Raw genomic sequence first — 25413 nt, 5'->3', positions numbered from 1 at the left:
CCCTAAAAGAAGATAAATTTTCATACGTAAAAAAAGCCGGACAAGGAGCAAAAGCGCTGTTAAGGTCGGGAGTTGGGTCGATTCACTTCTTTGTCACAATTCCTCACATCTGCTGCTCCGCCAGCGGGTGCAGACTCCGAAAAATCCCCGCCTCCTCCACCAGCCAGTCATGCACCGCTCGCACACCCGGATGGCTCAGCGCCCCCGGCGCATAGAGCAGCACGTAGCGTTTGTGATTCGGCACCGCCAAACCAAACGGCACAATCAACGTCCCGCGCTCCAACTCATCGTTCAGCAACGTTCGCCGCGCAATTGCCACGCCCATGCCGGCAATCGCCGCTTCGATGGTCAGGTGATTGCGATTGAAGGTGTGCCCGCGCCGTACGTCGGCACCCTCGAAGCCAATGGCATTGAGGTAGAACTCCCATTCCGCATACTCGTAACTGCCGCGCCAGGCGGTGATGTCGTGCAGCAACGGAAAATGCACCAGGTCCGCCGGGCCGTGCAGCGGCGGGCGGCCACGCAACAGGCTCGGGGCACAGACCGGGAAGATCTGCTCGTCGAGCAAGGCGGTGGATAACAATCCGGGATAACTGCCGTCGTTCAAGTCGATGGCCAGGTCGAAGTCGCCCTCGTGCAGCGGCACGCTACTGTCCTCGGCCACCAGACGCAGTTGAATGTCCGGGAATCGTTGCTGCAAACGTGGCAGGCGCGGGGTCAGCCACTTGCTGAGAAAGGACGGAATCGAGCGCAGCCGCAAAATCCCGCTGATCATCCCGGCGTCCAGTCGTCGCAATTCAGCGTCGATGCTGCCGTAAGCCTCGTTGACCGTAATGGCCAGTCGCTGGCCTTCGGCGCTCAATTCCACGCCACGAGCGCGACGGTGAAACAGGCGAAAGCCCAGTCGCTCTTCCAGTTGTCGGATTTGCTGACTGACCGCACCTGGCGTGATGTGCAGTTCTTCGGCGCAACGGGTGAACGACAAGTGCCGCGCGGCACAGGAAAACACGTGCAACCAGACGTAGGTCTGGGCGTGCAATTGACGACTCATCGTTTAGTCCTGCTAAAGGCTGTCTTAGGAAGTTTCGTTGGTCACGTAGGACCGAGGGGGGCAGTATCGCCGACATTGCGCTTGTCCTACAAAAATGGCAGCGATTTCTCTTCCATTGCTTGTATAGGCTTTAGCATGGCTATCAGTGTTTTCGATCTCTTCAAAGTCGGCATCGGTCCGTCCAGTTCCCACACCGTCGGCCCGATGCGCGCCGCCGCGACCTTTGCCCAAGCCCTGATTGACCAGCATTTACTGGCCGACGTACGGCGCGTAGAAATCCGTCTTTACGGCTCCCTGTCGGCGACCGGCGTCGGCCACGCCACCGACCGCGCCTGCGTCATGGGCCTGATGGGCGAATGGCCGGACAGCATTGATCCGACGTCTATCGATTCACGCATTCAGCATCTGCGGGAAACCGGCGAATTGTCGCTGGCAGGCCAATCGACCATCGCCTTCAATTGGCACCGCGACCTCCTGCTGCTGGAAGAGAGCCTGCCCTACCACCCCAACGCCATGTCCCTGACAGCCTTCGGTGAAACCGGAGAGTTGTACGAGCAAACGTACTACTCGGTCGGCGGCGGGTTCATCATCGAAGCGGCGGAAGCCGAGTCCGGCATCGCGCCGAGCAGTGACGTGGTGCTGCCGTACGATTTCTCCAGCGCAGCCGAATTGCTCAGGCTCTGCAACCAGCATGGCCTGCGGGTTTCCGAGCTGATGATGGCCAACGAACTGGCCTGGCGCAGTGAAGCCGAGATCCGCCAGGGATTGCTGCACATCTGGTCGGTGATGCGTGAGTGTGTCGAACAAGGCCTGCTGCACGAAGGCATCCTGCCCGGCGGTCTGAATGTTCCGCGCCGCGCGGCGAAATTGCACCGCAGTCTGTTGGAAATCGGCAAGCCGAATGTCATCACTTCCACCTTGTCGGCCATGGAGTGGGTCAACCTGTTCGCCCTCGCCGTGAACGAAGAAAACGCCGCCGGCGGACGGATGGTCACCGCGCCTACCAACGGTGCGGCGGGGATCATCCCGGCGGTGTTGCACTACTACATGAAATTCAACCCGGACGCGTCGGACGACGACGTGGTCGCGTTCTTCCTCGGCGCGGCGGCCGTTGGCATTCTCTGCAAGAAAAACGCCTCCATCTCCGGCGCCGAAGTCGGCTGCCAGGGTGAAGTCGGATCGGCCTGCGCCATGGCCGCCGCCGGCCTGGCGGACGTGCTTGGCGCCACGCCGGAGCAACTGGAAAACGCCGCCGAAATCGGTCTGGAACATAACCTGGGCCTGACCTGTGACCCGGTCGGCGGCCTAGTGCAAGTGCCGTGCATCGAGCGCAACGCCATCGCCGCAGTGAAGGCGATCAACGCCACGCAAATGGCCCTGCGCGGCGATGGCAAACACTTCATTTCCCTCGACCGGGTGATCCGCACCATGCGCGATACCGGCGCCGACATGCAGGACAAATACAAAGAGACTTCACGGGGCGGCCTGGCGGTGAGCTGGGTGGAGTGCTGACCGGCATTCCCTGACCTTTTAAAACGTGAGCCCGAGCAAGAATAATAACGAGGCCAAAAACGATGACCGATGTACGTACACCTGCTGCCGATAATCCTGCTGTAGACCTGCAACGCGATACCGCGACAGCCACCAAGGGCTGGAGCAAATTCGACACCACCTGGATGCTCGGCCTGTATGGCACGGCCATTGGTGCGGGCACGTTATTCCTGCCGATCAACGCTGGCGTCGGTGGTTTCTGGCCGCTGTTGGTATTGGCGCTGCTGGCATTTCCGATGACCTTCTTCGCCCACCGAGGCCTGACGCGCTTCGTGTTGTCCGGGCGCTCGGGCGACATCACCGACGTGGTGGAAGAACATTTCGGCATCGGTGCCGGCAAGCTGATCACGCTGCTGTATTTCTTCGCGATCTTCCCGATCCTGCTGGTGTACAGCGTGGCGCTGACCAACACCCTGAGCAGTTTCATGGAGCACCAGTTGCACATCGCGCCGCCGCCCCGGGCGATTCTTTCGCTGGTGCTGATCCTCGGTTTGATGGCGATCGTGCGTTGCGGTCAGGGCGTCATCGTCAAATGCATGAGCGTGCTGGTTTACCCGTTCGTCGCGGCGTTGCTGCTGCTCGGCCTGAGCCTGATCCCGAACTGGAACGGCGCGTTCTTCGCCACCGCCAGCGAAGGCATGCCGCTGCCATTGTTCTTCAAGACGCTGTGGCTGGCGATTCCGGTAATGGTGTTCTCCTTCAACCATTCGCCGATCATCTCCGCCTTCGCCGTCGACCAAAAGCAACGCTACGGCGCGCAGGCCGAACGCAAGAGCAGCGGCATCCTGGCCATCGCCCACGGGATGATGGTGGTGACGGTGATGTTCTTCTGCTTCAGCTGCGTGCTGGCGCTGTCCCCGGCGGATTTGGCGGCGGCCAAAGCGCAGAACATCTCGATCCTGTCGTACCTGGCCAACCACTTCCAGACGCCGGTCATCGCTTATGCGGCGCCGTTAATTGCGCTAGTGGCGATCACCAAATCCTTCCTCGGCCATTACATCGGCGCCAGCGAAGGCTTTCAGGGCCTGATCGTGAAAAGCCTGCGCGGCCGTGGCCGGGAGATGTCGGCGAGTTGGCTGAACCGCGTGACTGCGCTGTTCATGATCCTCAGCTGCTGGGCCGTGGCGACCTTTAACCCGAGCATCCTTGGCATGATCGAAACCCTCGGCGGACCGATCATCGCGTGCCTGTTGTTCCTGATGCCGATGTACGCCATCCGCCGCGTGCCGGCCTTGCGCCAGTATTCTGGACAGGCGTCGAACGTGTTTGTGGTGTTGATCGGTCTGATTGCACTGTCAGCGATCATCTATTCATTCCTGCCCTGAATCGGGCAGATAAAAAGACGGCGGGCCTCAGTGCCCGCCGCTTTTTTGCCGTGTTTGTTGTTCGATACATTTCCCGGCATGTCCCTTGCTACACCCCATGTAGGAGCAGCCTTCGGCAGCCCCACGAAAGCGATGATGGCGATATGGCTATGGAATGGCCGATGGTCTGGTATTGCGAACTAATCCTGATCATGGCCGGTCAACAACTGCACGTTCAATCAGGCGGTGACGCATCATGGACAACCCTTTTCAGCTCATTACCGATGCCTTTGCACCGGATTATCAGATCAACCTGAGCATTCAGGGTCTGGACGGCAGCATCATGCTGACCCTCTCCAACAGTGGCCGCGTGGTCGCCAAACGGATGATCAGCGCCGAACAACGCAATGACCCCAAGCGCCTCAAGCGCCTGGTGCAAAGCATTCAGTTCGGCATCGCCATCGAACAGGGCCACAGCGCCGTGGCGATCCTTGAAGCCATGACCGACGGCGACAATCGCAACCTGCCGCCGCCCGCCATCAAAGGCCAGCCTCGGCCAGCCATGGGGCTTTAAAGCTCGCCTTTCTCCACCTCGGGATGTTCACCGGAGCCCGTGCCAATCTTGCGCTGCGGGTGTTCGATTTTCACCGAAGGGAATTGCGACGACGCGTAACGCACCACCAGAATCGAAAACGCCAGCAACAGAATCCCGCCACACAGGTAGATGATGCCGATGTCCGGCGGGTTGTGGTGCGAGACGTTGGAGATCAGCAGCCGAGTCAGCGCAGTGATCGCCACGTAGATCAGGAAGCGCACCGGCATGTGGTTGGTCTTGAAGTAAATCCCGACCATCGCCCCCAGTTCCAGGTAGATGAACAGCAACAAGATGTCATCGATCTTGATGTGCCCCGCCTCGATCATCTGCAAGAATTCCATCACCGCCGCCCACGCGGTGACCGCACCAATGGCGAACAGCGCCAGGTAGTGGAAGGTCTCGACGAACAGGTTGCCCAGGGACTCGGCGAGTTGATGCACGTTCTGCCGCAGGTTCTCGGCCCAGTTGATTTTCACGATGATTCTTCCTTAGCTCGGTTCGAGCGGATGATGCGGGTTGGACGTGACGGTTGTTCTGCATGCAGAAAAAAGGCCAGAGGCTGCCGCAACATGATGGCGATGTGCTCTAAAACTCGCGCCGTGGCGTTTGGTCGCACCCGCTGCAACAAATCAGCCTGACAAACCCTGAATTCGGTCTACATTAAAAAGCCACTACCCAAAGCGCAGGGATTCGCTTATCCTTTTCGCTGTATATAGATACAGTAGTCGCAAAGACAACTTAATGTGAAGGCATGTGAGGTGGTGAATGGCCGTCGAAGTGGTATACCGCAGCAGCCGAGATCTGGAGCGCTTGTTCATGGATAAAGCCGAAGCTGACCGTCATGACAAAATGCTCGAACTGGCCGAATTGCTGGCTGAAGTGTTGCAAAAAGCCGTGCCGTCCCTGAGCGAGCAGCAAGTGGAAGAAGCCGGGATCTACATGGCGAAGAACCGCGATGTGTTCGCCAAGGCGTTCAAGAGTCAGCCGGATGCACTGTCCGAATTGCTGAGCGCGCCTGCTGAAGTCGCTGAAATCGCAAAACCTGTTGAGGAGGCTGAAGCCGCCGAGCCGGTCAAGCCAGCGAAAGCAGTCAAAGCCGTCAAGTAAGCAATGCCCGAATTGAATAGGCCCTGAGTCAAATGGCTCAGGGCCTTTTTCATGCCCAAAAATCAAAAGATCTTGATCTTCAAAATCAGCGGTACAGGACTTTCTCTGCCAGTTCGTCCGCCACTCTCGCTGGCGAACGTTTTTCTGCCTGAGCGTGAGCAAACACCTCCGTCAGCCGCGAACTGATTTTCGACAGATGCGCCGTGATGGTCGCGAGCTCTTCGCCGCGGTGTTTGAGCGAGACGTAGATCAGCCCACCGGAATTGATCACGTAGTCCGGCGCATACAGAATCCCCCGCCGTTCCAACTGATCCGCAACGTCCAGGTGAGTCAGTTGATTGTTCGCCGAACCGGCCACCGCCGAGCAGCGCAGTTGCGTCACGCTGTGGCTGTTGAGCACTCCGCCCAGGCCGCACGGCGCGAGAATGTCGCACGGGGTGCTGAGCAGGGCATCGTTGGCAATCGGATGGGCGCCCAGTTGCTCCATGGCCAGTTGCACCTTGCCGTGGTCGATGTCGCTGACCAACAATTCGGCGCCGGCCGCGTGCAGCTGCTCGGCGAGGGCATAACCGACGTTGCCAAGGCCTTGGATGGCCACGCGCAGGCCTTCGAGGTTATCGCTGCCCAAACGCGCCATGGCGGTACTGCGAATGCCAGCGAACACACCCATCGCCGCGTGAGGCGCAGGGTCTCCCGCCGAGGTGGTACTGGTGACGTGTTGGGTTTGTTGGGCGATGCAATCCATGTCCGCCACTGAGGTGCCGCTGTCTATGGCGGTGATGTAGCGGCCGTCGAGTTGATTGATGCAACGCCCGAAGGCTTCGAACAGCGCGCCACGGTTTTCCACGTGGGCCGGGCGCACAATCACCGCTACGCCGCCCCCCTGGGCCAGGCCGGCCAGGGCTGCCTTGTAGCTCATACCCTGGGCGAGGCGCACAGCGTCCTCGACCGCCGATTCGTCGCTGGGGTAGGCAAGGTAACGACAACCGCCCAGGGCAGGCCCCAAGCGGCTGTTATGAATGGCAATCACCGCCTTCAACCCGGTGACCGGGTCTACGCTAAGGTGTAGCGATTCAAGGCGAGTGCTTTGCATGAGAGCGAACATCGTCGGGCTCCCGAATCACTTCTTGTAGTCGCCAGTATAGGCTTGCGCCCGAAAATTGCTGAAGCGCACCGGAATAAGCAGCGCGCCTTTAAGGGCTTTGCGACATAACCTGTAGTCGCCTGTGTGCAGTACTGGACGAAAGCCTGTGGCGGGGCTAAAACGAGGCATTCCATGGAGATTTAGATGACCCCGCGCCAACGTTTCTTCGACTGCCTGCAACGTTCACCGCCCGCCCTGTTCGAGGCGGCGCTGTGGATTGCAGCCGAACACGATGCCGAGATGAACCTCGAAGCGGTGCTGGTGGACTTCAAGGAACTGCAACAGCGGGTCAGTTCCAGCCTGCCGATGCTGCCGGTGAGCGAACTCGCCCAGCCGTTACTGCGGCGTATGAATGACCTGGGGTTTGCCCAGGACGATTTCACCCCGCTGCGTCCGCAAGTGGCGCTGGTCCACAAGGTGCTGGAACGCCGTCGCGGCCAGCCGCTGGCCCTGGGGCTGATTGCGCTGGAGCTGGCCAGAAGGCTGGAAATCCCCTTGGTCGGAGTGAACTTCCCCGGGCATTTCCTGCTGCGGGTGCAGGGCGCCGATCACTTGCTCGACCCGTGTGGCGGGCGCCGGCTGTACCCCAATGATTGCCGCGATCTACTGCAACGCCAGTACGGCCCAAACATCCAACTCAGCGCCGAGCATCTGCTGACGGCCGACCCGGTGCACATGCTCCAGCGGCTGTCGCGCAACCTGCGCCAGTTGCACCTCTCCAACGATGACTATATCGGCGCACTGGTAGACGCCGAGCGCGTGCTGGAACTGGGCAACGGCAGCGCCTCCGATTACCTGGCCCGGGCCAGCCTCTATCAACGGCTCGATTGCCCGAACGCCGAGCGCTTCGACCTGGAGCATGCGCTGCTGCTCAGCGATGACCCGATCCAGCGGATTCGCCTGACGGAGCGACTGGGGCACCTGCCGCCGAATTCCGTCGTTCATTAAAAGCAAAAGATCGCAGCCTTCGGCAGCGCCTACAGGGTGTACGCCATCCCAACGTAGGAGCTGCCGAAGGCTGCGATCCTTTGATCTTCAGGATTTAACCACCACCCCCGCCGGATCAACCGATGTTGCATCAACCGGCGAGCGCACCTGGATGATAAACAACGCCGCAATCACCGCCGGAATCGCGCAGAAGAAGAAAATCTGCTGCACCGGGATGTGCATCGCCAGCAACATGCTGCCAAACAGCGGCCCGAGGATCGAACCGAAACGTCCCACCCCCAACGCCCAACCAGTGCCGGTGGCCCGCACCTGGGCCGGGTAGAAATTACTGGCAAAGGCATTGAGGGTCAGTTGCCCGCCGATGATGCAGAACCCGGCGGCAATCACGCTGGCTACCAGATAACGCGGATTGTCGTGATTGAGGCCCAGCAGAATCGTGCACAGCGCCGCCGCCGTCAGCACGCCCGACAGCAGTCGTACTTTGCTTTTGAGGCGGTCGGCAAACCAGGCCATGCAGATTGCACCAATGGTGCCGGCGAACAGGAACATCGAGGTCACCAGGTTGGCTTCATTGAGTTTCAAGCCGCTTTCCAGCAACAGCGTCGGCAACCAGCTGATCATGAAATACAGCAGGATCAGGCTGACGAAAAAGGTCGCCCAGATCAGCAAGGTCGGCCGCGCATAGCCGTTGCGGAACAACTCCAGCACCGTCAGTTTGCTGCCCTGCTCCTGCTCGTTTTGTGCAATCGATGCGGCGGGGGGTTGCCAGTCCGGCAGCATCCGCGCGGTGACTTTGCGCAAGCGTGCGTAGGGCGGTGCGTCGCGCAGTAAACGCGGCAAAGACTCGGGAAGAAACCAGGCCAGAAACGGAAACAGCAGTAATGGTGTGACACCACCAGCGAGGAACACCGCTTGCCAGCCGAAGCTGTCGATAAAACCCGCCGCGACAAACCCGCCCGCCGCACCGCCGAAGGAAAATCCGCAAGCCGCCAACGTCACCATCAAGGTGCGCAGGCGTGGCGGCGAATATTCCGACATCAACGCCATCGCACTCGGCATCGCCCCGCCCATGCCGATCCCGCAAATGAATCGCGCGGCCATCAGAGTATTCAGGGAATCGGCGAACACCATCAACACGGTGAGGGTGGCGTAGATCAGCACGCAGCACAGCAGAATCCTTCGCACGCCGAAGCGATCCGCCAGAGGCGTCACCGCCAGAGAGCCAAGGGTCAGGCCCAGCAGGTTGGCGCTGAACACCGGCCCAAACGCGGCTTTTTCCAGGCCCCAATCCTGGGCCAGAGCCGGCACGACATAACCCAGGACCTGGGCATCGTAGCCATCAGTGACCAGCAACAATGCCAGAAGCAAAAGGAGCAACCACTGATAACGGGACACAGGACGGGCGTCGAGTGCCGCCCGGAAGCTGGCAATCTGGTTGTGCATCGCAAGGTACCTGTTTTGTTTTTATGTTTTGTAGACAGATCGTTCCCACGCTCTGCGTGGGAATGCCGCCATGGACGCTCCGCGTCCACTGTGACGCAGAGCGTCACGGGATGCATTCCCACGCAGAGCGTAGGCACGATCAGTCAGTGCTCAGGGAGTGTCGGGCTGGTTTGCCGGGTGGGCCTTGATGAACGCCGGATGCGTGGCGGCCAGTGCCGCAACCCGGCGAATCCGTGGATACGCCTCAAGTGAAATGTTGAAACGTTCAGCCGCGTAAAGCTGCGGGACCAGGTAAACGTCCGCCAGCCCCGGCTGATCACCGAAGCAGTAAGCGGCATCACCGATCAACTGCTCCACCGTGGCCAAACCATGGCTGATCCAGTGACCGATCCACTCCACCACCTGCGGTTCATCGTGACCCAACTGCCGCAGTTTATTGAGTACGCTGACGTTATGCAGCGGATGCACATCGCAGCCAATGACCGCCGCCACACCACGTTCGCGGGCACGGGCGGCGAGGTCTTTGGACAGCAACGGCACCTGTGGATAACGTTCCTCCAGGTACTCGATGATGGCCGGCGACTGGATCAGCAGATCACCTTCATCGGTACGCAAGGCCGGCACCCGACCTTGTGGATTGACCGCCAGATACGGCGGCTGCCGGTGCTCGCCACCGGTCGGCGCGATCAGGTTGATCGGCAGCGCCTGATAATCAAGGCGCTTGAGCGCCAGCGCGATGCGCACTCGATAAGACGAGGTCGAACGGTAGTAGGTATAGAGTTCCATGACTCGATCCTCTTAGCGTGCCGGCACAACTTTGCCACGGCATTCGCCGAAACCGATGGAGGCGAAACCGTCGCGGCTGCAACGGGCGCGCAGGATGATTTCGTCGCCATCTTCAAGGAATTTACGCACTTCGCCAGAGGCCAGTTCGATCGGCTTTTTACCGCCCTCGGTGATTTCCAGCAGGCTGCCGAACTGACCACTTTCCGGCCCCGACAAAGTGCCCGAACCGAACAGGTCACCGGCCTGCAATTGGCAACCGTTGACGCTGTGGTGCGCAACCATTTGCGCCACGGTCCAGTACATGTGTTTTGTGTTGCTCAGGGTCAGGCGATGGGCCGGCAGGTTTTGCTCGCGCATGGTTTCGGTGAGCAGCAACACTTCCAGTTCGATGTCGAAGGCTCCGCCATCCTGATCGCGCTTGTCAGTGAGGTATGGCAGCGGCAGCGGGTCGCCTTCAGGGCGTGCCGGTTGCGCACGGCGGAACGGCTCCAGCGCTTCAGCGGTGACGACCCACGGCGAGATGCTGGTGATAAAACTCTTCGACAGGAACGGACCCAGTGGCTGGTATTCCCAGGCCTGGATGTCCCGCGCCGACCAGTCATTGAGCAGGCAGAAACCGGCGATGTGATCCGCCGCATCGCCGATGGCAATCGAGTCGCCCATGTCGTTGCCCTGGCCAATCCAGATGCCCAGTTCCAATTCGTAATCCAGGCGCGCGCAGGGGCCAAACGTCGGCTCGGTCTGACCGGCTGGCAGGGTCTGGCCCTTCGGACGACGCACGTCAGTTCCGGACGGGCGAATGGTCGAGGCGCGGCCGTGGTAGCCGATTGGCACGTACTTGTAGTTCGGCAGCAATGGGTTGTCGGGGCGGAACAGTTTGCCGACGTTTTGCGCGTGCTCGATGCCGACGTAGAAGTCGGTGTAGTCGTTGATTTTTGCTGGCAGGTGCATCACGCAATTCGCCGCCAGTGGCAGCAGTTTTGCGCCTTGGGCTTCGATCTTTCCGTGCAGGGTGCTGCCTTCGGCGAACAGTTCCAGCAGGCGTTCGCGCAGGGCAACGCGGGCTTCGCGACCCAGTTCGAAGAAGGCATTGAGCTGACCGCCACGGGTCGCTTCAACCGCCGCGCGCGCCACGCCGTCAAACAGGCCAGCGTCGAGAGCTGCTTCCAGATCGAAAATATGTTCGCCGATGGCCACGCCGCTGCGTGGCGCCGAACCGTTCACACTGAACACGCCCAATGGCAGGTTTTGCAGCGGGAAATCCGCGTGGCCGTTGGCGGAGGCAACCCAGCTACGAGGGGTGGAAGTCTGAGTCATGGGTTATCTCCGGGTCGGGTCGAAAGTGACGGGCAGCGTGGCCCAGCAAGCGTCGTAGTTGGATTGCAGTTGCGGACAATCGAGAGCGAACTGGCTCGGGCGCAGCACCTGGCTGGTCTCGAACATGAAGGCCATGGTGTTGTCGATTTTCGCCGGGGCCAGCTCGGCGTTGATCGCCTTGGTGCAGCTTTCGCCGTCGGGGCCGTGGGCGCTCATGCAGCTGTGCAGCGAAGCACCGCCGGGCACGAAACCTTCGGCCTTGGCGTCGTATTCACCTTTGATCAGGCCCATGAATTCGTTCATCAGGTTGCGGTGGAACCACGGTGGACGGAAAGTTTTCTCGGCCACCATCCAGCGCGGCGGGAAGATCACGAAGTCCAGATTCGCCAAACCGTGGACGCTGGTCGGCGAGGTCAGGACGGTGAAAATCGACGGGTCCGGGTGATCAAAACTCACCGTGCCGATGGTGTTGAAACGGCGCAGGTCATATTTGTACGGCACGTTATTGCCGTGCCAGGCCACTACGTTCAACGGCGAGTGATCGAGCTCGCAGCCCCACAACTGGCCGAGGAATTTCTGCACCAAAGTGGTCGGTTGCTTGAGGTCTTCGTAACGGGCCACCGGGGTCAGGAAGTCCCGCGGGTTGGCCAGGCCGTTGCTGCCGATCGGCCCCAGATCCGGCAGGCGCAGTGGCGCACCGTGGTTCTCGGCGATGTAGCCCCGGGCTTGCGGGTCGAGCAGTTCGACACGGAATTTCAAGCCACGCGGCAGCACGGCGATTTCCAATGGTTCCAGTTCCAGCACGCCAAGCTCAGTGGCAATGCGCAGACGGCCCTGCTCCGGCACCAGCAGCAGCTCACCGTCGGCGTTGAAGAACACGCGCTCCATGGAACGGTTGGCGCGGTAGCTGTAGATGCTGATCCCGGCCGGCTTTTCCGCACCCGAGTTGGCGGCCATGCTCACCAGGCCATCGATGAAATCGGTCGGCTCGCTCGGGATGTCCAGCGGGTTCCAGCGCAGCCGGTTGGGGGTCACGTCACCCAAGGGACCGCCGGCCAGTTGCCGCTCCAGTTTGACGAATGCCGGGTGGTTGGCCGACGGCTGGATGCGGTACATCCAGGTGCGCCGTGCTTCGCTGCGGACCATGGTGAACGCGGTGCCGGAGAACAGCTCGGTGTAGAGGCCGTACGGGACTTTTTGCGGGGAGTTCTGGCCGACGGGCAGTGCGCCGGGCAACGCTTCACTGCTGAATTCGTTGCCGAAGCCTGACTGATAAGTCAGCGCTGGCGCCGTTGAATCGAGGTTCATGGAGCCTCCTGAACAGGGAGTAGGCAATGGCCTGTCGCTCTGTTGCAGAGGTCTCGGCACGCCTGGGTTATTTTTATCGTAATCGAATTACGCATAACGTAATTTGATTGGTATTGACCGTCAAGCTATAAAGACGCCCATTCGTCCCGGGATCACACCGCCTCCATGGAAAAGCCGCGCAACAACGATAAACAGAAAGTCCGCTCGGCCGAGGTCGGCACTGACATCCTCAAGGCCCTGGCCGAATTGTCACCGTCGACCTCGTTGTCACGCCTGGCCGAACACGTGCAGATGCCGGCGAGCAAGGTTCACCGCTATTTGCAGGCGTTGATCGCCAGCGGTTTCGCCGAGCAGAACACCGCCACTAACCACTATGGCCTGGGCCGTGAAGCCCTGCGCGTGGGCCTCGCCGCACTCAACAGTATGGACGTGCTGAAAGTCGCCGCCCTGCCCCTGGCCGAGTTGCGAGACGATCTGAACGAAACCTGCTTTTTGGCGGTGTGGGGCAATCAGGGTGCGACCGTGGTGCATATCGAACCGGCGGTGCGCGCGGTGACGGTGGTGACGCAACTGGGGTCGGTGTTGCCGCTGCTCAGTTCTTCAACGGGGCTGGTGTTCAGCGCGTTTCTGCCAGACAGGGAAACCGTAGAATTGCGCGAGTTGGAAATCCAGGCCAGTGAAGCGCATGTCTTGGCTGACAATCAGGTCTACGCAACCTTGCGTGAACAGATCCGCGAACGTGGCTTGCACCATGTTCACGGACTGTTGATGCCCGGCGTGGATGCCTTGTCGGCCCCCGTGTTCAACGCGGTCGGAAACGTGGCCGCCGTGCTGACCATCGTCGGCCCTACATCATTGTTCCACGCTGACGAAGACGGCCCGGCGGCGCAGCGGTTGCTGGCGGCTACCCGGGCCGTGAGTTGGCGGATGGGGTATCAGGCCGACGCCGCCCCCTGAGCAGGGCTGCGTATCAGCGGCGATTGGCTGTCGTTACAGCAAGGTAGTTTTGCTGTTGGCGCTATCAGGGTCGTCAAGAATATCCTGAATCGCCTCCTTCGCCCGCTGATGCAATTGGGGTTGCCCGCTGGACTTGGCGTAAAGTTTATCGATGGTGTACATATCCCCCAGCAGTCCGATGAGGTCTTTCTGCAGTTTGGTGGCCTGAGTCAGCTTGTACCCTCCATAACCAAGCGTCCCCAACTCGATCAGCGCATTAGTGAAGTGCTCCAGGGCCACGGCCCGGTCACCCAGGGAATAGGCTTCGGCACCTTGTACCAGTTCCTTGGTGAACAAAGCTGCACCCAATGCAATGCCGACTGGCGGATAGACGACGCTGACGACGCTCACTGCCGTCACGACAGTGTTAAACACGATACCGGTGATGATCTCTTCGAGGCTCTGTGTAGCCTCGTCGACATCGGACATGACCTTGCGCAGCACATCGTCGTAGCAGGTGTTGAAGTCCGTGATACGAGTTACGTTCCAGCAACGGCGCTTCGTTAAAGTTCGCCAACTGTTCTAGATCCGTCAGATAGGTGCCAATTAACCGCTGATAGATCGCCGGCGTTCGCGCATAAAAATAGTCACCCAGACCACGGGTTTTCACCGCGCTCACGAACTCCTTGAATGGACGCAGCTCACAACCGTCCGGCGCATCCGGGGTGTACAGGTACTCTTCGACTTTTCCGGCAACGTGAAGCCGGAAGACGAATGCCCCGACGACCAGATGGCCCTTGAGACGCAGTTGGAACATCGCACTGTGACGCACCGCGCCAGGCGCCTCACCCAGGGGAGCCTCCGGTTGAGGCCGATACAGATCAAACCCGTCGACCACCTTCATCAGTTCTGAAAAATGCGCATTCGAGACCCTGCCGGAGAACAGCGCCTGAAAGACGGCCGCCCGCATCTGCCGCTGCATGATTCCAAGGTGGAGATAGCGCTTGAATCGCCCATCAGGGTGCGTGCGATTCAGATAGGTCGAGCGCAACATGTCGATGTACTTTTCGCCCGGACGCAGGGTGTTTGACCAAGCGGCGATGTGCCGAATATCCAGTTTGCTGATAGGCGGATGATCAGTCTTCAGTACAAAGCGCGGGTACAAGTCCCGTTGTGGGTTTACCGCGTAAAAGTGAACTTCCCGGACAATCAGTTCGGTCAGTGTCATCCGTTGTTCTGCACTGATTTGCACTTCTATGCGATCAGGGTCGATCGCAACACGTTCACCGCCAGCGAGAAGCACTTCCTCGACCCATTGTTTGATGAGTTGATGGCAGAAACGGTCATAACTGATGAAACCGCCTTGGCGCACTTCAATGGTTCTCAAAGCCCGCTGTTCGCAGCTGATCCCGGTGAAAACCTGGCGCTGTTGATTGGACGCGTGTCGATAGCCGTAGGGCGTATGACTTTCCTCTTGCGCCACCAGCCAGTTGCGATGGTTGGAAACAAGGGTGGTCAGCGCCTCTGCGCCAGTGAAGGGGGTCGGAGCGAGCGAGACACCCCGCCAGAGGTTGGGCAGTTTCGACACCTGTTTCAGATAACCGCCGATGACCTCGCGATCCAGTCCGTGGGAGCGCCAGATCAAATAGTCCCGACCGCCAGGCGCTTCTGTCCAGCTGCCGATATCAAGGCTCACGCGCCTGAGGGACGGTAACTCGTACCAGTCTTTCCCTCCGGGGGAGTTGGGGGCATAGAGCAACCAATCTTCCTGGCTGGGGCTGCGACTGCTGATGACAGCCAGCCCCGTCAGTGGCCGTCTGTCTTCGTGTAATTGCACTGGCGCAATGATCAGATTCGCATCGCCAGCCACGACACGGCGGATCCGTTGAAGATTGTTATCGTTGAGATGACTCTGCAACTTTGCCGAAAAGGCACTGAACAACAGTTGATCACGGGTGATGTCCTTCAGGGCGGCCAGCACGTTCGGGCGCTGGTACACATCCCTGAACTCCTGGCCGTAAGCCGCGCGCACGTCGCGACTCATGAGCTCTTCCAGCCAACGCGGATTGACGGTCCGTGCACCGAAAAGCTGTAAAGTGATTTGTGGACGTCGCCCCTCTTCATGCAGACCGTGCAGCAACAAGTCCGTCAAGGAACGCTTATCCTCCTGACTGAATGTGCGAACATCCTGAGAAAATACGTAGCGACTGGAAGTCATCACAGTGTCCGGATCCACTGGCCTCGCATACGCTTTAAACAGGGCTTGAGCAGCCAGATCGCGCGCGTAGGCCTGGACGCTGGCGTAGTTTCCCAGTTGTTTGTCCAGATGGTTCTGGCTGGCAATCAGGTTCTGCTCCAGTTCACCGTAATGCAGCCTGTCGGTAGCACTGGCGTCCTTCAACCATTGGGGAAGACTGTCGCTGTTGGCGGGAATATGTTTATTCATGACGTTCATGCTGATGCCCTCTAATTAATTTAAAGCCCACCGACTTAATGTCAGCGCAAATCAATCTAGGCCAGGACAAACAAACAACAAATACGTAAATCAATACCAAAAATTCACAATTTAAACCGCATGTAACCCACGTCTTCTTTAACTAAAAAATTACAACTTCCAACACCCGAACAACTCCCAAATTACCCCCACAACCCCAACAACTTAGCTTTCGCCACGGCTTGGGTACGGCGTTCCACCCGTAACTTCCCATGTATACGCCGGCTATGAGTTTTAACAGTATGCAATGAAATGAACAGTGCATCGGCAATCTGTTGATTGGAATGCCCCAGCGCAATTAACTTCAACACCTGCATTTCACGTTGGCTTAATGAATCCGTTTCCGCACTACGGGCGCACGGTTCATTAACAGACAAAGAAACAACTTTCTGAGCATCGAACAACGAAGGCTGACGCTGGCGCAGTTCGATCAATACTTGCTGTCCCTGATACCGCTCGACATTACGTGAACCTTCCTGCAAAACCTCGACAGCCTTTGCGGTTTGTCCATCGAGCCACAGCGCCTCGGCCAGGGCCAGTTGCAACTCGGTGGCGAGCGCCCACATCCCGCGCAACCGGGTCTGCTGCATTGATGAATCGATCTGCGCCACTGCGTCGACCGACCCGGGCTCCAGACGGGCTCTGGCAAGGATCAGCAGGTACTCGATCCGCGCAATCAACTCCAGTGTCGCGGGTGGTGCCTGGCGAGCGCGCGGCCCGCGGTAGTGCCTGAGCACGCGACTCAGCGCCTCGCACGCCAGTTCCGCGCGCCCCTGTTGCAACCAGAAATGGCTGCTGACCTGCAACAGCACGCCCCGATACACCGTGTCCGGAATCTGTCGCTGCTGCATCAACCGTTCGGCGTCACGCAAGCGGACAAAGGCCTGGGCGTAGTCGCCCCGATTGGCCGCCAATTGCGCCAGACCGAGATAGCCATACAACACACGCTTGTCCTGGCTGTGCAGACATTGCTCCTGACCGCGCTGAAAGAACTCTCCTGCCCGCGCCTCATGCCCCATGCACAATGCCAGACGACCTCGGCGCAGCGCGATACGCCCCAGCAGCGGCGTGGGTTGATACGCCTGCTGGCAAAGCAATTCATGAATATTGGCCAGCAGCGTTTCGGCGCGCCCGGGTGCACCGCGCTGCTCCAGCAATTGCGCATGATCCAGCTCCAGCAAGCCTTCGAACAGCAAAGAGCCCTGCGCCCGGGCCAGGCACAACGCTTCGCGATTGATGGCCTGAGCCAACTCCAGTTCACCGCACAGCAGAGCCTGCTGCGTCTGCCCCGACAGGCATAGAAGGCGCGCAGGCCAGGCGTCGGCATCCAGATCGTCCAGCGCTTGTCGAAAATGTTCGCGCGCGGCGTCCATTCGTCCCTGCAAATGCAACAGCCATCCTTGCTGGGCCTGCCAACGGGCGACCAACTGCCGCTGTCGGAATGCCGACGGTGGCGGCAAAAATCGCGACATCTGCCCGATGCATCGGCCGGCCTGCTCGAACCGCCCGGCAAACAACAGCGCTGCAGTAATCAGACCGACCAATTGCGGCGAGCCCAACAACAGCTCTTCGCCCTGTTGATCGTACAGACGTAACAACAGCATCACGGTCTGATCCTCAAACAGCTGCTCGAAATTGAAGTGCTGCAACAGGCTGACCGCGACCTCATATTCTTCAGCGAGCAGGGCCTGCTCGAAGGCCGACTTCCAGTCCTGCACGGCGGCAAACCACTGGCACGCACGGCGATGCCAAGAGCGACCCGCAGGCCAGGGTTCATCACGCATCAGCCGAGACAGCGCCGGGAAGATCTGCAGCCACTCGGACGATCCATGCCAGGGCTCGATAAAGCAACCGAGCGCTTGCAGCGTGCGCAGGTATTGCACGCCCTCCCCGGCCCCGAACAAGTGATCACACAAGCCGGCGTTGAAACGCGGCAAATGAGCCAGCACCCGCCACGCTTCGGCCAGCTCCGGGGTCAGGTTGCTGAACAGTTCGTTTTGCAGGTAATCGAGCAGAGTGTCCGTGGGCGGCGGCGGTAGATTCTTTTGTGACCAGTCGCATTGTTTCAGCAGCGCTATCCGCACTCCGGCGCACCAGCCTCCGCTGCGCTGCAAAAGGCGGGATGCCGCGCTGTCGGCTTCAGCCAGTGGCAAATGATGCAATAGCTGTGCGATCTCGCCTTGGGTGAGTGCCAATGCTGCGGCTTCACATTCGTGCAGTTCGTCGTCCAGCAACAATCGCGGCCAGTTGCATTGCGGGCGCCGGCGAGTACCGATCCACCAGGTCATGGACGGACTGCTGACGGCCAGCAACCGGTCGAGTAATGCGTCCAGCGCCGGCTCGGGAAAGCGGCAGTAATCATCGAGAAACAGCCATATCGGGGACTGCCACCGGGCCATTTCAGCGCACAACGACGCCTCATCGGAAACGGCCAGGCCCAATGCCCGCGCCAGCCGCTCGCACAACCCGGTGACACTCGACGCCACCCCCGCCAGCGGCAACCAGAGCACGCCACAATCGGCCGGGGCCTGCAACAGGCATTCGGTCAATAACGCCGTCTTGCCACTGCCAGCGGGCGCACAAACCAGTCGCACCCGCGCAGAAGATTCTAATAACGGACGGCTCAGACGTGCGCGCGACTGATGATGGGCGCAGAGTCTGGGCAGGAATCCAGGACGATCCAGACAGGGGGTCATGGCGGTCATTGCGGCGTGCCTTTTTATAGTTGTGCCGCAACCCTAGCCCTCTGCAACCCGCTTGTTGAGAAGTATTCAGGACGCTGATTGGTGCCCATAAAAAAGTGCGACCCACCGGTCATGTAGGAGCGAAGCTTGCCCGCGAAGGTGGCGTGACAGCCAACATCATTGTTGGATATACAGCCACCTTCGCGAGCAAGCTTCGCTCCTACAGGGGGTTGTGGTACTCCGTTAGCGAACACCCTCCGCACGCAACGCCGATGGCGTGTAGTCCGCCGCTTTGGCTTCGAAGCCGAATTCAAAGCTGTGCTTCTCTTCGTTCTTCATCCCCAGGGCAATGTATCGGCCGGCAATGATGTCGTAGAGCGCTTCGAGGGTGTAGGCCTGGGCCTGGTGATCGTAGTAGTACTGGGCGTGACCTTCGGCCACCCGCCATAGCTGGCCGCGACCGTCGTAGTGGTCCACCAGCGCCACTTGCCAGCTGTCTTCGTCGATGTACATGTGGCGCTTGGCGTAGATGTGCCGCTCGCTCGGCTTGACTGTGCCGACCACTTCCCAGACCCGGTGCAGTTCATAGCGGGTCAGGTCCTGGTTGATGTGCCCGGCCTTGATGATGTCGTCGTACTTGAGGCTCGGCGAGTCGAGTTTGTAGCTGTTGTACGGGATGTACATTTCCTTCTTGCCGATCAGTTTCCAGTCGTAGCGATCCGGCGCACCGGAGAACATGTCGAAGTTGTCGGACGTGCGCAGACCGTCGGCGGCGGTGCCCGGCCCGTCATACGCCACTTGCGGCGCACGACGCACCCGACGCTGGCCAGCGTTGTAGATCCAGGCCAGACGCGGCTCCTTCACCTGATCCAGCGTCTCATGCACCAGCAACACGTTACCGGCCAGACGCGCCGGGGCGGTGACCGACTGCTTGAAGAACGTCAGGACGTTGGCGGCTTTTTCCGGGTCCAGGTCCTTCATCAATTGCGGCACGGCGATCTCTTCTTCGAAGCGGATCGGCGTGTAGCTGCCGTTGGTCTGTGGGGTCACCTGGGTGATGATGCGTTTGAGGTTGCCGCCGTGATAACGGGTGATGTGGTTCCACAGCACTTCCACACCGTTCTTCGGAATCGGGAACGCGTAGTAGCGATTGCCGGTGAAATTGGCCAGGCCGTTACCGTCGTTGATGCTGGTCACGTTCAACGCGCTGCGCTTGGCCGACTCGTAGATTTCCGACGGCACGGCGACAGTGCGGTGGGTCGGGTAGACCGGGATCTTGTAGGTTTCCGGGTAGCGTTTAAACATCGCGACCTGGCCTTCCGAGAGTTTGTCCTTGTACTTGTCGACGGTCGCCGGGGTGATGACGAACAGCGGTTTTTCATTGACGAATGGGTCAGCGAGGAAGCCTTTGCTGTCCACCGCCCCGGCGTTTTTCGGGATGCCGCCGGTCCAGGCCGGGATCGAGCCGTCGGCATTGCCGGCCTTCTCCGCCCCCAGCGGCGTGAGGCTGGTGCCGAGCTTTTCGGCTTCTTGCGGCGATACCGCCGCCATCACGTTGGCGGCCAACAGGCTCAGAGCCAGGACGCCGCATTGCAGAATCATCTTGCGCATTTAACTCATCCTTCTCAGCCAGATCAGAAGTTCACGCCGAAGCTCAGCGCCAGGAAGTCGCGGTCAGCAAGGGTGTTGTAGTCCCCGCCGAAAAAGTCGGTGTAACTCAGGCTCGCGGTATAGGTGTTGCGGTAGTCGGCATCGACGCCGACGCTGATCGCCTTGGCGCCTTCGTTGAACAGGCCGTTGGGGCCGTACCCGCTGACGTCATGGGACCAGGACAGGTTGGGCTTGAGGTTGATCCCGCCGATCACGTTGGCGTAGTCGAGGATCGCCCGGGCGCGGTAGCCCCAGGAGGTCGAGGTGACGAAGCCGTCGGTGTCGCCGCCGAAACCGTACTGGCCGTAGACCGAGTCACGGCCATAGCGCAGCTTGGTCCGCGACTCCAGGCCACCGACCCGCACCACCGCCGCTTCACCGACCAGGGTCAAGCGCTGGGCGCCCCACACCTGATCGAAGAAGTGCGTCAGGGTGCTCTGGATCTGGGTCACTTCCTTGCGGCGATAACCTTTGTTGTCGGACCCAGGCCCGGAGGCAATCGGCGAGGCCGCGCCGCCAGCGATCGGGTTGATCATGGCCAGGGTCAGGTCGTTGGTATTGACCTGCACCGGCGCATTCGGCCGGTAGCTGATCTCGCCGGTCCACGCGGTGCCGGTGGGCAAGGTGGTGGAGAAACTTGCGCCATACAGGCGAATGTCTTCCGGGTATTCGAGGTAGTACTGGCCGCGACCGAGCATCACGCTTTGCGCCAGGCCCGAACCGCTACCCGGAGCCAGACGGTTGGCGACGCTGACCATGCCCGGCAGGCTGGCCAGGGTCGATGCGCCAGCAGTGACGGTACCGACCGTTGGTGTGCGGCTGTGGTAGTTCATGAAATACAGGCCGTATTCGGTATCGTCACCGAGCCAGCGCAACGCCGTGCCCCACTGCCCCGAATCCCGCGCATCGCGGTCGCCGCCACGCGGCACGATCACACCTTCACGGGTGACCTGGATCGGCTGGCCAAAGGCTGCCGCCAGTGGCGCCAACGGTGCAATTGCCGGACTGCCAACGCTGTAGTTGTTGTTGCAACCGTCCGCCGCCACATCGACACCGAAGTAGGTGCCGCAGTTGTCGAGAACCGTCTGATCCCATTCCAGTTGATAGAAACCTTCAACGGTCAGTTGATCGGTCAGGCCTTGGGAGCCGAACAGCATGTTCACCGGGATCAAGCCTTCCTTGATCTCGGCGCCGGGGCGACGAAACGCGGAAACGTCGATCGGGTTGATGCTGTTGATTGAGTTGCCGATGAAGGTACTTTCACCCCAACTGACCACCTGCTTGCCGGCACGCACAGTGCCCGGCAAATCAGCGATGGAATAGTTGTGATAGACAAAAGCATCGAGGATCTGCGCCCCAGAGGATTTGGCGCCTTCCTTGCGACCGCTGTCGCTGATTTGCTTGAACTCGCGGTCCTCATCCTTGAGTTCGAAGTCGTACCAGTACTTGCCACGCACGAACACACCGGTGTCGCCGTATTTCAGTTCAAGGTCGTGGATACCCTTGACGATCTTGGAGAAGGTTTCGCCCTTCTTGAAGTTCAGCCGTCCGTCATCACCGGTCGAAGACTGGCCCGTACCGCCGTTCACCGTGCCGACCAAAGACTTGTCCGCATCGCGCATGCCCCAGCTCGCGCCGACGGACAGCGAAGAATCGAAGGTCCCCTCGATTTCCCCGATATTGAATGCAACGGCGTGTGCCTGGGCGCAGCAACCCAAGGCCACCGCAGCGGCAAGCGCCTGCGGCGTGAAGATGGCGCGCATTGTTGTTTTTGTCATGCGTCTTCCCCGGTGAGTGACAGAAGGCCCCACCCTACTGCCGCGCATCGGGAGCGATAAGCGCACCAAGGAGGTATTCGCGCTGTACCTCCAAAGGATTACTGCCCGCACGGGCTGGGGCTTTGCGCGAGGCATGGATGGGCTGGATGGCGGGTTATCAAGGGAATGGATGGGCGCAGTAGCGAGGTGCAGCAGGACTGTTACATGCCTCGTAACAGTGCATGTCACGAATCGCTATTTTTCCTTTGGGTTCAAACCCTTATTCTTGCCGGGCTTTCACGGGAACCCGCCGTGAAGCACAAAGCGATGGCCTGTCATGAACCCCATGCCTTTCGCGCAATATTTCAGATGAGTTGAAGCGTTTTCGAGTCATCGCCCTGTGTTCACTGACGTTGATTTATTGCTCCTTGATCAAACGTCTTACTTTGGCCGCTGCGTTTGCAGCGGCCTTTTTTATGCCTGCGATTTAGTGCGTTCAACTGCAAGTCAGAATTTACGCACACGAAAAAGTAACTTTCCTGCCAAGCCCTGAAACCTCATCTCACCCGTGTAATTCGTCCTGGTTCAAACGAAGAAATCACCTACGACATTCCCAGACCCAAGTCTTCTATTACTCCCTTAGGATTCAATCAGATCAACCGACGTTGACGAGGAATGTATCCACTCACAATCGTGTTTACCCCAAATTTATTAAAGCGAGTTAAGACAGAGAAAGTTATTCATGGATGACCGTCACGGATTTATGAATCTTCCAGCCACCTATGTCGGTGGCAAACCCAAGCCCGGAATGGACTCTATAGGCGGAGGCTTCAGCGACAGTTCAGGCAGAGGCTTTTCCCCGGCAGGCCCAGCCGCCATGCAACCAATCTACGATCATCTCTGGAACCAGACAGTCGAAAAATTGAATACGACGGCCGAGGCCCTGCAAAACGAATACACCGTAAAACTAAACAACCTTCCACATTCCATCGAAAATGAATTGGCAGCGGTGCGAGCAGCAGGGACAACTCATCCCCTTCCTCCTGTTGCAGCTATTCAAAGGGAATTGCAGGTACGTAACACGTTGCTATTGCGTAAAACGGCTGAGCTTCACGCTCAAGTTGCCTTGGCCCATGCGTTCTATGGCTCGGACCCGATCAATAAAAGCACCCGTGATTTCCTGGGGAAGTCGAAAACCTTTGGCAGAGTCACGACACCGGACGGAATAGCCAGCCAGAAGTGGGAAAGTTCGTATCGAGCGGCTTGGTCTGCACGTTACCTGAACGACACCATCGCGCTTCTGAATCAACAGCACGTCAATGTGCAGAACTTCTTGGCCGCCGCACAAACTGACGAACAAGCCCGGCTGGTTTCACAGCAAGAGGCACAAAGAGTCGCGGCCGAACTTGCGCGTATGGCGGCAGAAGCTGAAACAAGGCGTGTTGCCGCCGAACAGGCACGGGTTGCAGCCGAAGCCGCCGCGCAGCAAGTAGTTGCCGAACAGCAACGCCTGAAAGAAATCGCTGATGCAGCACGTCGGGCACAAGAACAAGCTCGGCTTGCAGCATTGAAAATAGCGCTGGCCGAAGCTGAAGCCAATGCAGAAGCAGCCACAGAGCATTTCGCAACCGAACAGGCTCGTCTTCAAGCGGAAATGGAGCAGCGAATCGAGCAGATACAAAAGCGACTACACAAACAAAGGCAGAGTCTGGAGATTCGCTGGAACGTCATTGATACCGCTACTGCCGTGGCTAAACGACAAGCTCAACTGGCAACACTGAAGATACAACAACGAAAGGAAAAGCAGTCACAGGCGCACAATCAGCAACAGGCGCTTCTGGAAGCACAGACGAAGTCCGAACAACAAGAACGTGGCGGACCCACGCACGCGCCAGAAGTCCATCATGTGTATCCCGCATCAGGTGCAGTGGCGAGCTCTAGCCTGGCCTTCTCGCTCGCCTCGACCACCCTCCGACTTCCCCCCGTAACGGCTTCCGCGATTATGAGTGCGCTGCACTCAGGAATGCTGGTTGTAACAGCGGCGGGAACAGCGCTGCTGGGCCCGGTATTGGTCGGTTTCGCAGCCCTTCTGCCGCCTTCGCGACTCGGCAATGGCGAGCGCTTCACCATGAGCGTTCCGCTTGCAGAATTGTCGTCGGCGTCTGCACAGACACTGCGCGAAATTGCGGATCGGCAGGGCGCATTGGATTTGCCCATTGGATTGGGCGTCAGGCCACTGGGCTTGGGCGCTGAAGTGTTCGTCGCCACAACCGACGACTTCCACATACGCTCGGGCGTTCAAGTGCTGAATGCAGCTTACGATTTACTGAATGAAGTTTACGAGACTGCGCTGCCGGATTCGCCAACGGATTTCCTGACCTGGACACCCGCCATCACGCCGGGGAACAGTTCGACCGAGCAACCGATTGTTCAAACTGAAACACTTGCATACTCCGGCGCCCCGATTATTCCGATTGAAGGGCGCCTGGATCTAAATCCGATCCTGGTGGAGGGCTGGGACACGTTCATCATCGTGTTTCCCGATGACTCGGGGATTGCGCCGCTTTATGTCGTGTTTAGCAGTCCTTACGCGGGGGCGTATGTTAAAGGCAAATACAGCGGGCGTTTGTTTAACCCAGAGCAGGCCGGAGGTCCAATACTTGATTTGGATTGGCGCACAGCGGTCATCACTCAAGCTGGAATTGATGCGGTGAAATTACATATCGCACGTCTCGACCAATCGGACGCCAACGACATAATGGTTCGACGCCTAGAAAAAATTCTGAGCCACCACGGGAAAATAACTGACACAGATTTGCGCTACTACACTCATGAGATACGAGAACTAGAGCGTTACAGGGCGTTCGGCTATAGCGACACCGCACCTCCTTCCGACGAGTCTCAAATATGGAACAATGCACATACGGCTACTCTTGAGGACTACAAGCTAGGAAGCGAATTGACACTTTTGTATAGCGAAGAAGCAATCAGTGCAATGAATGCACAAGACCAAAGAGAGTACGTAAAAGACATGAGGAGCTTCGAACAATGAGCCCTATCGAACAAATCATCAAAAACGAATCGGTAGAAGATGTCGTTTCGTATTTCGCGCTTTTCAGGTCTGCCCAAGCGGTCGACAGAATGTATGGGCAACACCGCCAAGAGATAATTTTAAATGGTGAACTGGTAAACACTTACAATTCGCTCTTCAGCGATGGCGTACTGGCTAGCGATGAAAATGGAAAAACCGTAAAGGGACCGAACTGGAAAGCCCCTCAGTTTATTACCGAAAATAGATATTCTTAACAAGTAATTCGGCCACCAAGCCTAAGCTCGGT

Annotated in this window: 19 protein-coding genes and 1 pseudogene; 8 read left to right on the top strand and 12 right to left on the bottom strand. The window is 59.0% G+C overall.

All coding sequences use genetic code 11. From position 1 onward, the window contains the following. Nucleotides 1-103: 103 nt before the first annotated feature. On the bottom strand, nt 104-1051 hold the full coding sequence (locus ACA071_RS04895; protein ID WP_054049783.1) for a LysR substrate-binding domain-containing protein: 948 nt from the start codon (nt 1049-1051) through the stop codon (nt 104-106). 135 nt (nt 1052-1186) lie between these two features. Here ACA071_RS04895 and ACA071_RS04890 point away from each other — a divergent pair, with 135 nt between their 5' ends. The 3 genes from ACA071_RS04890 to ACA071_RS04880 all read left to right on the top strand — a co-directional run bounded on the left by ACA071_RS04890 (nt 1187) and on the right by ACA071_RS04880 (nt 4480). Continuing rightward, nucleotides 1187-2563: an L-serine ammonia-lyase gene (locus ACA071_RS04890; RefSeq protein WP_497643371.1), complete on the top strand. Its 1377-nt coding sequence runs from the start codon at nt 1187-1189 to the stop codon at nt 2561-2563. A 62-nt stretch (nt 2564-2625) separates the two neighbouring features. Next, a complete protein-coding gene (locus tag ACA071_RS04885; protein WP_497643370.1) occupies nt 2626-3927 on the top strand; it encodes a serine/threonine transporter in 1302 nt (433 codons plus the stop codon). A 235-nt stretch (nt 3928-4162) separates the two neighbouring features. Then, nucleotides 4163-4480: a DUF3509 domain-containing protein gene (locus ACA071_RS04880; RefSeq protein WP_497643369.1), complete on the top strand. Its 318-nt coding sequence runs from the start codon at nt 4163-4165 to the stop codon at nt 4478-4480. Here the strand turns inward: ACA071_RS04880 and ACA071_RS04875 are convergent. After that, on the bottom strand, nt 4477-4977 hold the full coding sequence (locus ACA071_RS04875) for a phosphate-starvation-inducible protein PsiE (protein WP_497643368.1): 501 nt from the start codon (nt 4975-4977) through the stop codon (nt 4477-4479). The genes ACA071_RS04880 and ACA071_RS04875 overlap by 4 nt on opposite strands. Nucleotides 4978-5266: 289 nt before the next feature. Between ACA071_RS04875 and ACA071_RS04870 the strand changes: the two are divergent. Continuing rightward, nucleotides 5267-5521: pseudogene (locus ACA071_RS04870) on the top strand (YebG family protein); the annotation flags it as partial. A 172-nt stretch (nt 5522-5693) separates the two neighbouring features. Here the strand turns inward: ACA071_RS04870 and ACA071_RS04865 are convergent. Next, nucleotides 5694-6713, bottom strand: a complete 1020-nt coding sequence (locus ACA071_RS04865) for a Glu/Leu/Phe/Val dehydrogenase family protein (protein ID WP_497643367.1) — start codon at nt 6711-6713, stop codon at nt 5694-5696. Nucleotides 6714-6896: 183 nt separating this feature from the next. Between ACA071_RS04865 and ACA071_RS04860 the strand changes: the two genes are divergently transcribed. Further along, nucleotides 6897-7700: a SirB1 family protein gene (locus ACA071_RS04860; RefSeq protein WP_497643366.1), complete on the top strand. Its 804-nt coding sequence runs from the start codon at nt 6897-6899 to the stop codon at nt 7698-7700. 87 nt (nt 7701-7787) lie between these two features. Here the strand turns inward: ACA071_RS04860 and ACA071_RS04855 are convergent, their stop codons facing one another. From ACA071_RS04855 to hmgA, 4 genes are all read right to left on the bottom strand, one after another. Further along, nucleotides 7788-9143 (bottom strand): MFS transporter, encoded by a 1356-nt coding sequence (locus ACA071_RS04855; RefSeq protein ID WP_497643365.1) that lies wholly within the window; start codon nt 9141-9143, stop codon nt 7788-7790. A 150-nt stretch (nt 9144-9293) separates the two neighbouring features. After that, nucleotides 9294-9929, bottom strand: a complete 636-nt coding sequence (gene maiA, locus ACA071_RS04850; protein WP_497643364.1) for a maleylacetoacetate isomerase — start codon at nt 9927-9929, stop codon at nt 9294-9296. 12 nt (nt 9930-9941) lie between these two features. Next, a complete protein-coding gene (gene fahA / locus ACA071_RS04845) occupies nt 9942-11246 on the bottom strand; it encodes a fumarylacetoacetase (RefSeq protein ID WP_497643363.1) in 1305 nt (434 codons plus the stop codon). Between the two features lie 3 nt (nt 11247-11249). Next, nucleotides 11250-12554, bottom strand: coding sequence for a homogentisate 1,2-dioxygenase (hmgA, locus tag ACA071_RS04840; RefSeq protein ID WP_497643362.1), 1305 nt, complete (start codon nt 12552-12554; stop codon nt 11250-11252). A 165-nt stretch (nt 12555-12719) separates the two neighbouring features. On the opposite strand from hmgA, the gene ACA071_RS04835 reads away from it, so the two are divergent. Next, entirely contained in the window at nt 12720-13511 is a 792-nt protein-coding gene (locus ACA071_RS04835) for an IclR family transcriptional regulator (RefSeq protein ID WP_497643361.1), read from the top strand. Between the two features lie 33 nt (nt 13512-13544). Here the strand turns inward: ACA071_RS04835 and ACA071_RS04830 are convergent, their stop codons facing one another. The 5 genes from ACA071_RS04830 to ACA071_RS04810 all read right to left on the bottom strand — a co-directional run bounded on the left by ACA071_RS04830 (nt 13545) and on the right by ACA071_RS04810 (nt 22096). After that, complete coding sequence (locus tag ACA071_RS04830; protein WP_497643360.1) at nt 13545-13979, bottom strand: hypothetical protein; 435 nt, start codon at nt 13977-13979, stop codon at nt 13545-13547. Next, nucleotides 13918-15945 carry a dermonecrotic toxin domain-containing protein gene (locus ACA071_RS04825; protein ID WP_497643359.1) on the bottom strand — a complete coding sequence of 676 codons (2028 nt, stop codon included), beginning with the start codon at nt 15943-15945 and terminating at the stop codon, nt 13918-13920. Before ACA071_RS04825 ends, ACA071_RS04830 begins: the two co-directional genes overlap by 62 nt. Nucleotides 15946-16127: 182 nt before the next feature. After that, nucleotides 16128-18689, bottom strand: a complete 2562-nt coding sequence (locus ACA071_RS04820) for a LuxR C-terminal-related transcriptional regulator (RefSeq protein WP_497643358.1) — start codon at nt 18687-18689, stop codon at nt 16128-16130. 222 nt (nt 18690-18911) lie between these two features. Next, nucleotides 18912-20279, bottom strand: coding sequence for a DUF1329 domain-containing protein (locus ACA071_RS04815; protein WP_497643357.1), 1368 nt, complete (start codon nt 20277-20279; stop codon nt 18912-18914). Nucleotides 20280-20302: 23 nt separating this feature from the next. Then, nucleotides 20303-22096 (bottom strand): DUF1302 domain-containing protein, encoded by a 1794-nt coding sequence (locus ACA071_RS04810; protein WP_497643356.1) that lies wholly within the window; start codon nt 22094-22096, stop codon nt 20303-20305. A gap of 721 nt (nt 22097-22817) precedes the next feature. On the opposite strand from ACA071_RS04810, the gene ACA071_RS04805 reads away from it, so the two are divergent. Together ACA071_RS04805 and ACA071_RS04800 are read left to right on the top strand one after the other, a co-directional pair. Next, entirely contained in the window at nt 22818-25127 is a 2310-nt protein-coding gene (locus ACA071_RS04805; RefSeq protein WP_497643355.1) for an S-type pyocin domain-containing protein, read from the top strand. Continuing rightward, nucleotides 25124-25381 carry an immunity protein gene (locus ACA071_RS04800; protein ID WP_497643354.1) on the top strand — a complete coding sequence of 86 codons (258 nt, stop codon included), beginning with the start codon at nt 25124-25126 and terminating at the stop codon, nt 25379-25381. The genes ACA071_RS04805 and ACA071_RS04800 overlap by 4 nt, the downstream gene beginning before the upstream one ends. Nucleotides 25382-25413: the final 32 nt, after the last annotated feature.

The organism is Pseudomonas sp. LBUM1646 (assembly GCF_059716165.1).
This window is presented reverse-complemented; position numbering and strand designations above follow the sequence as displayed.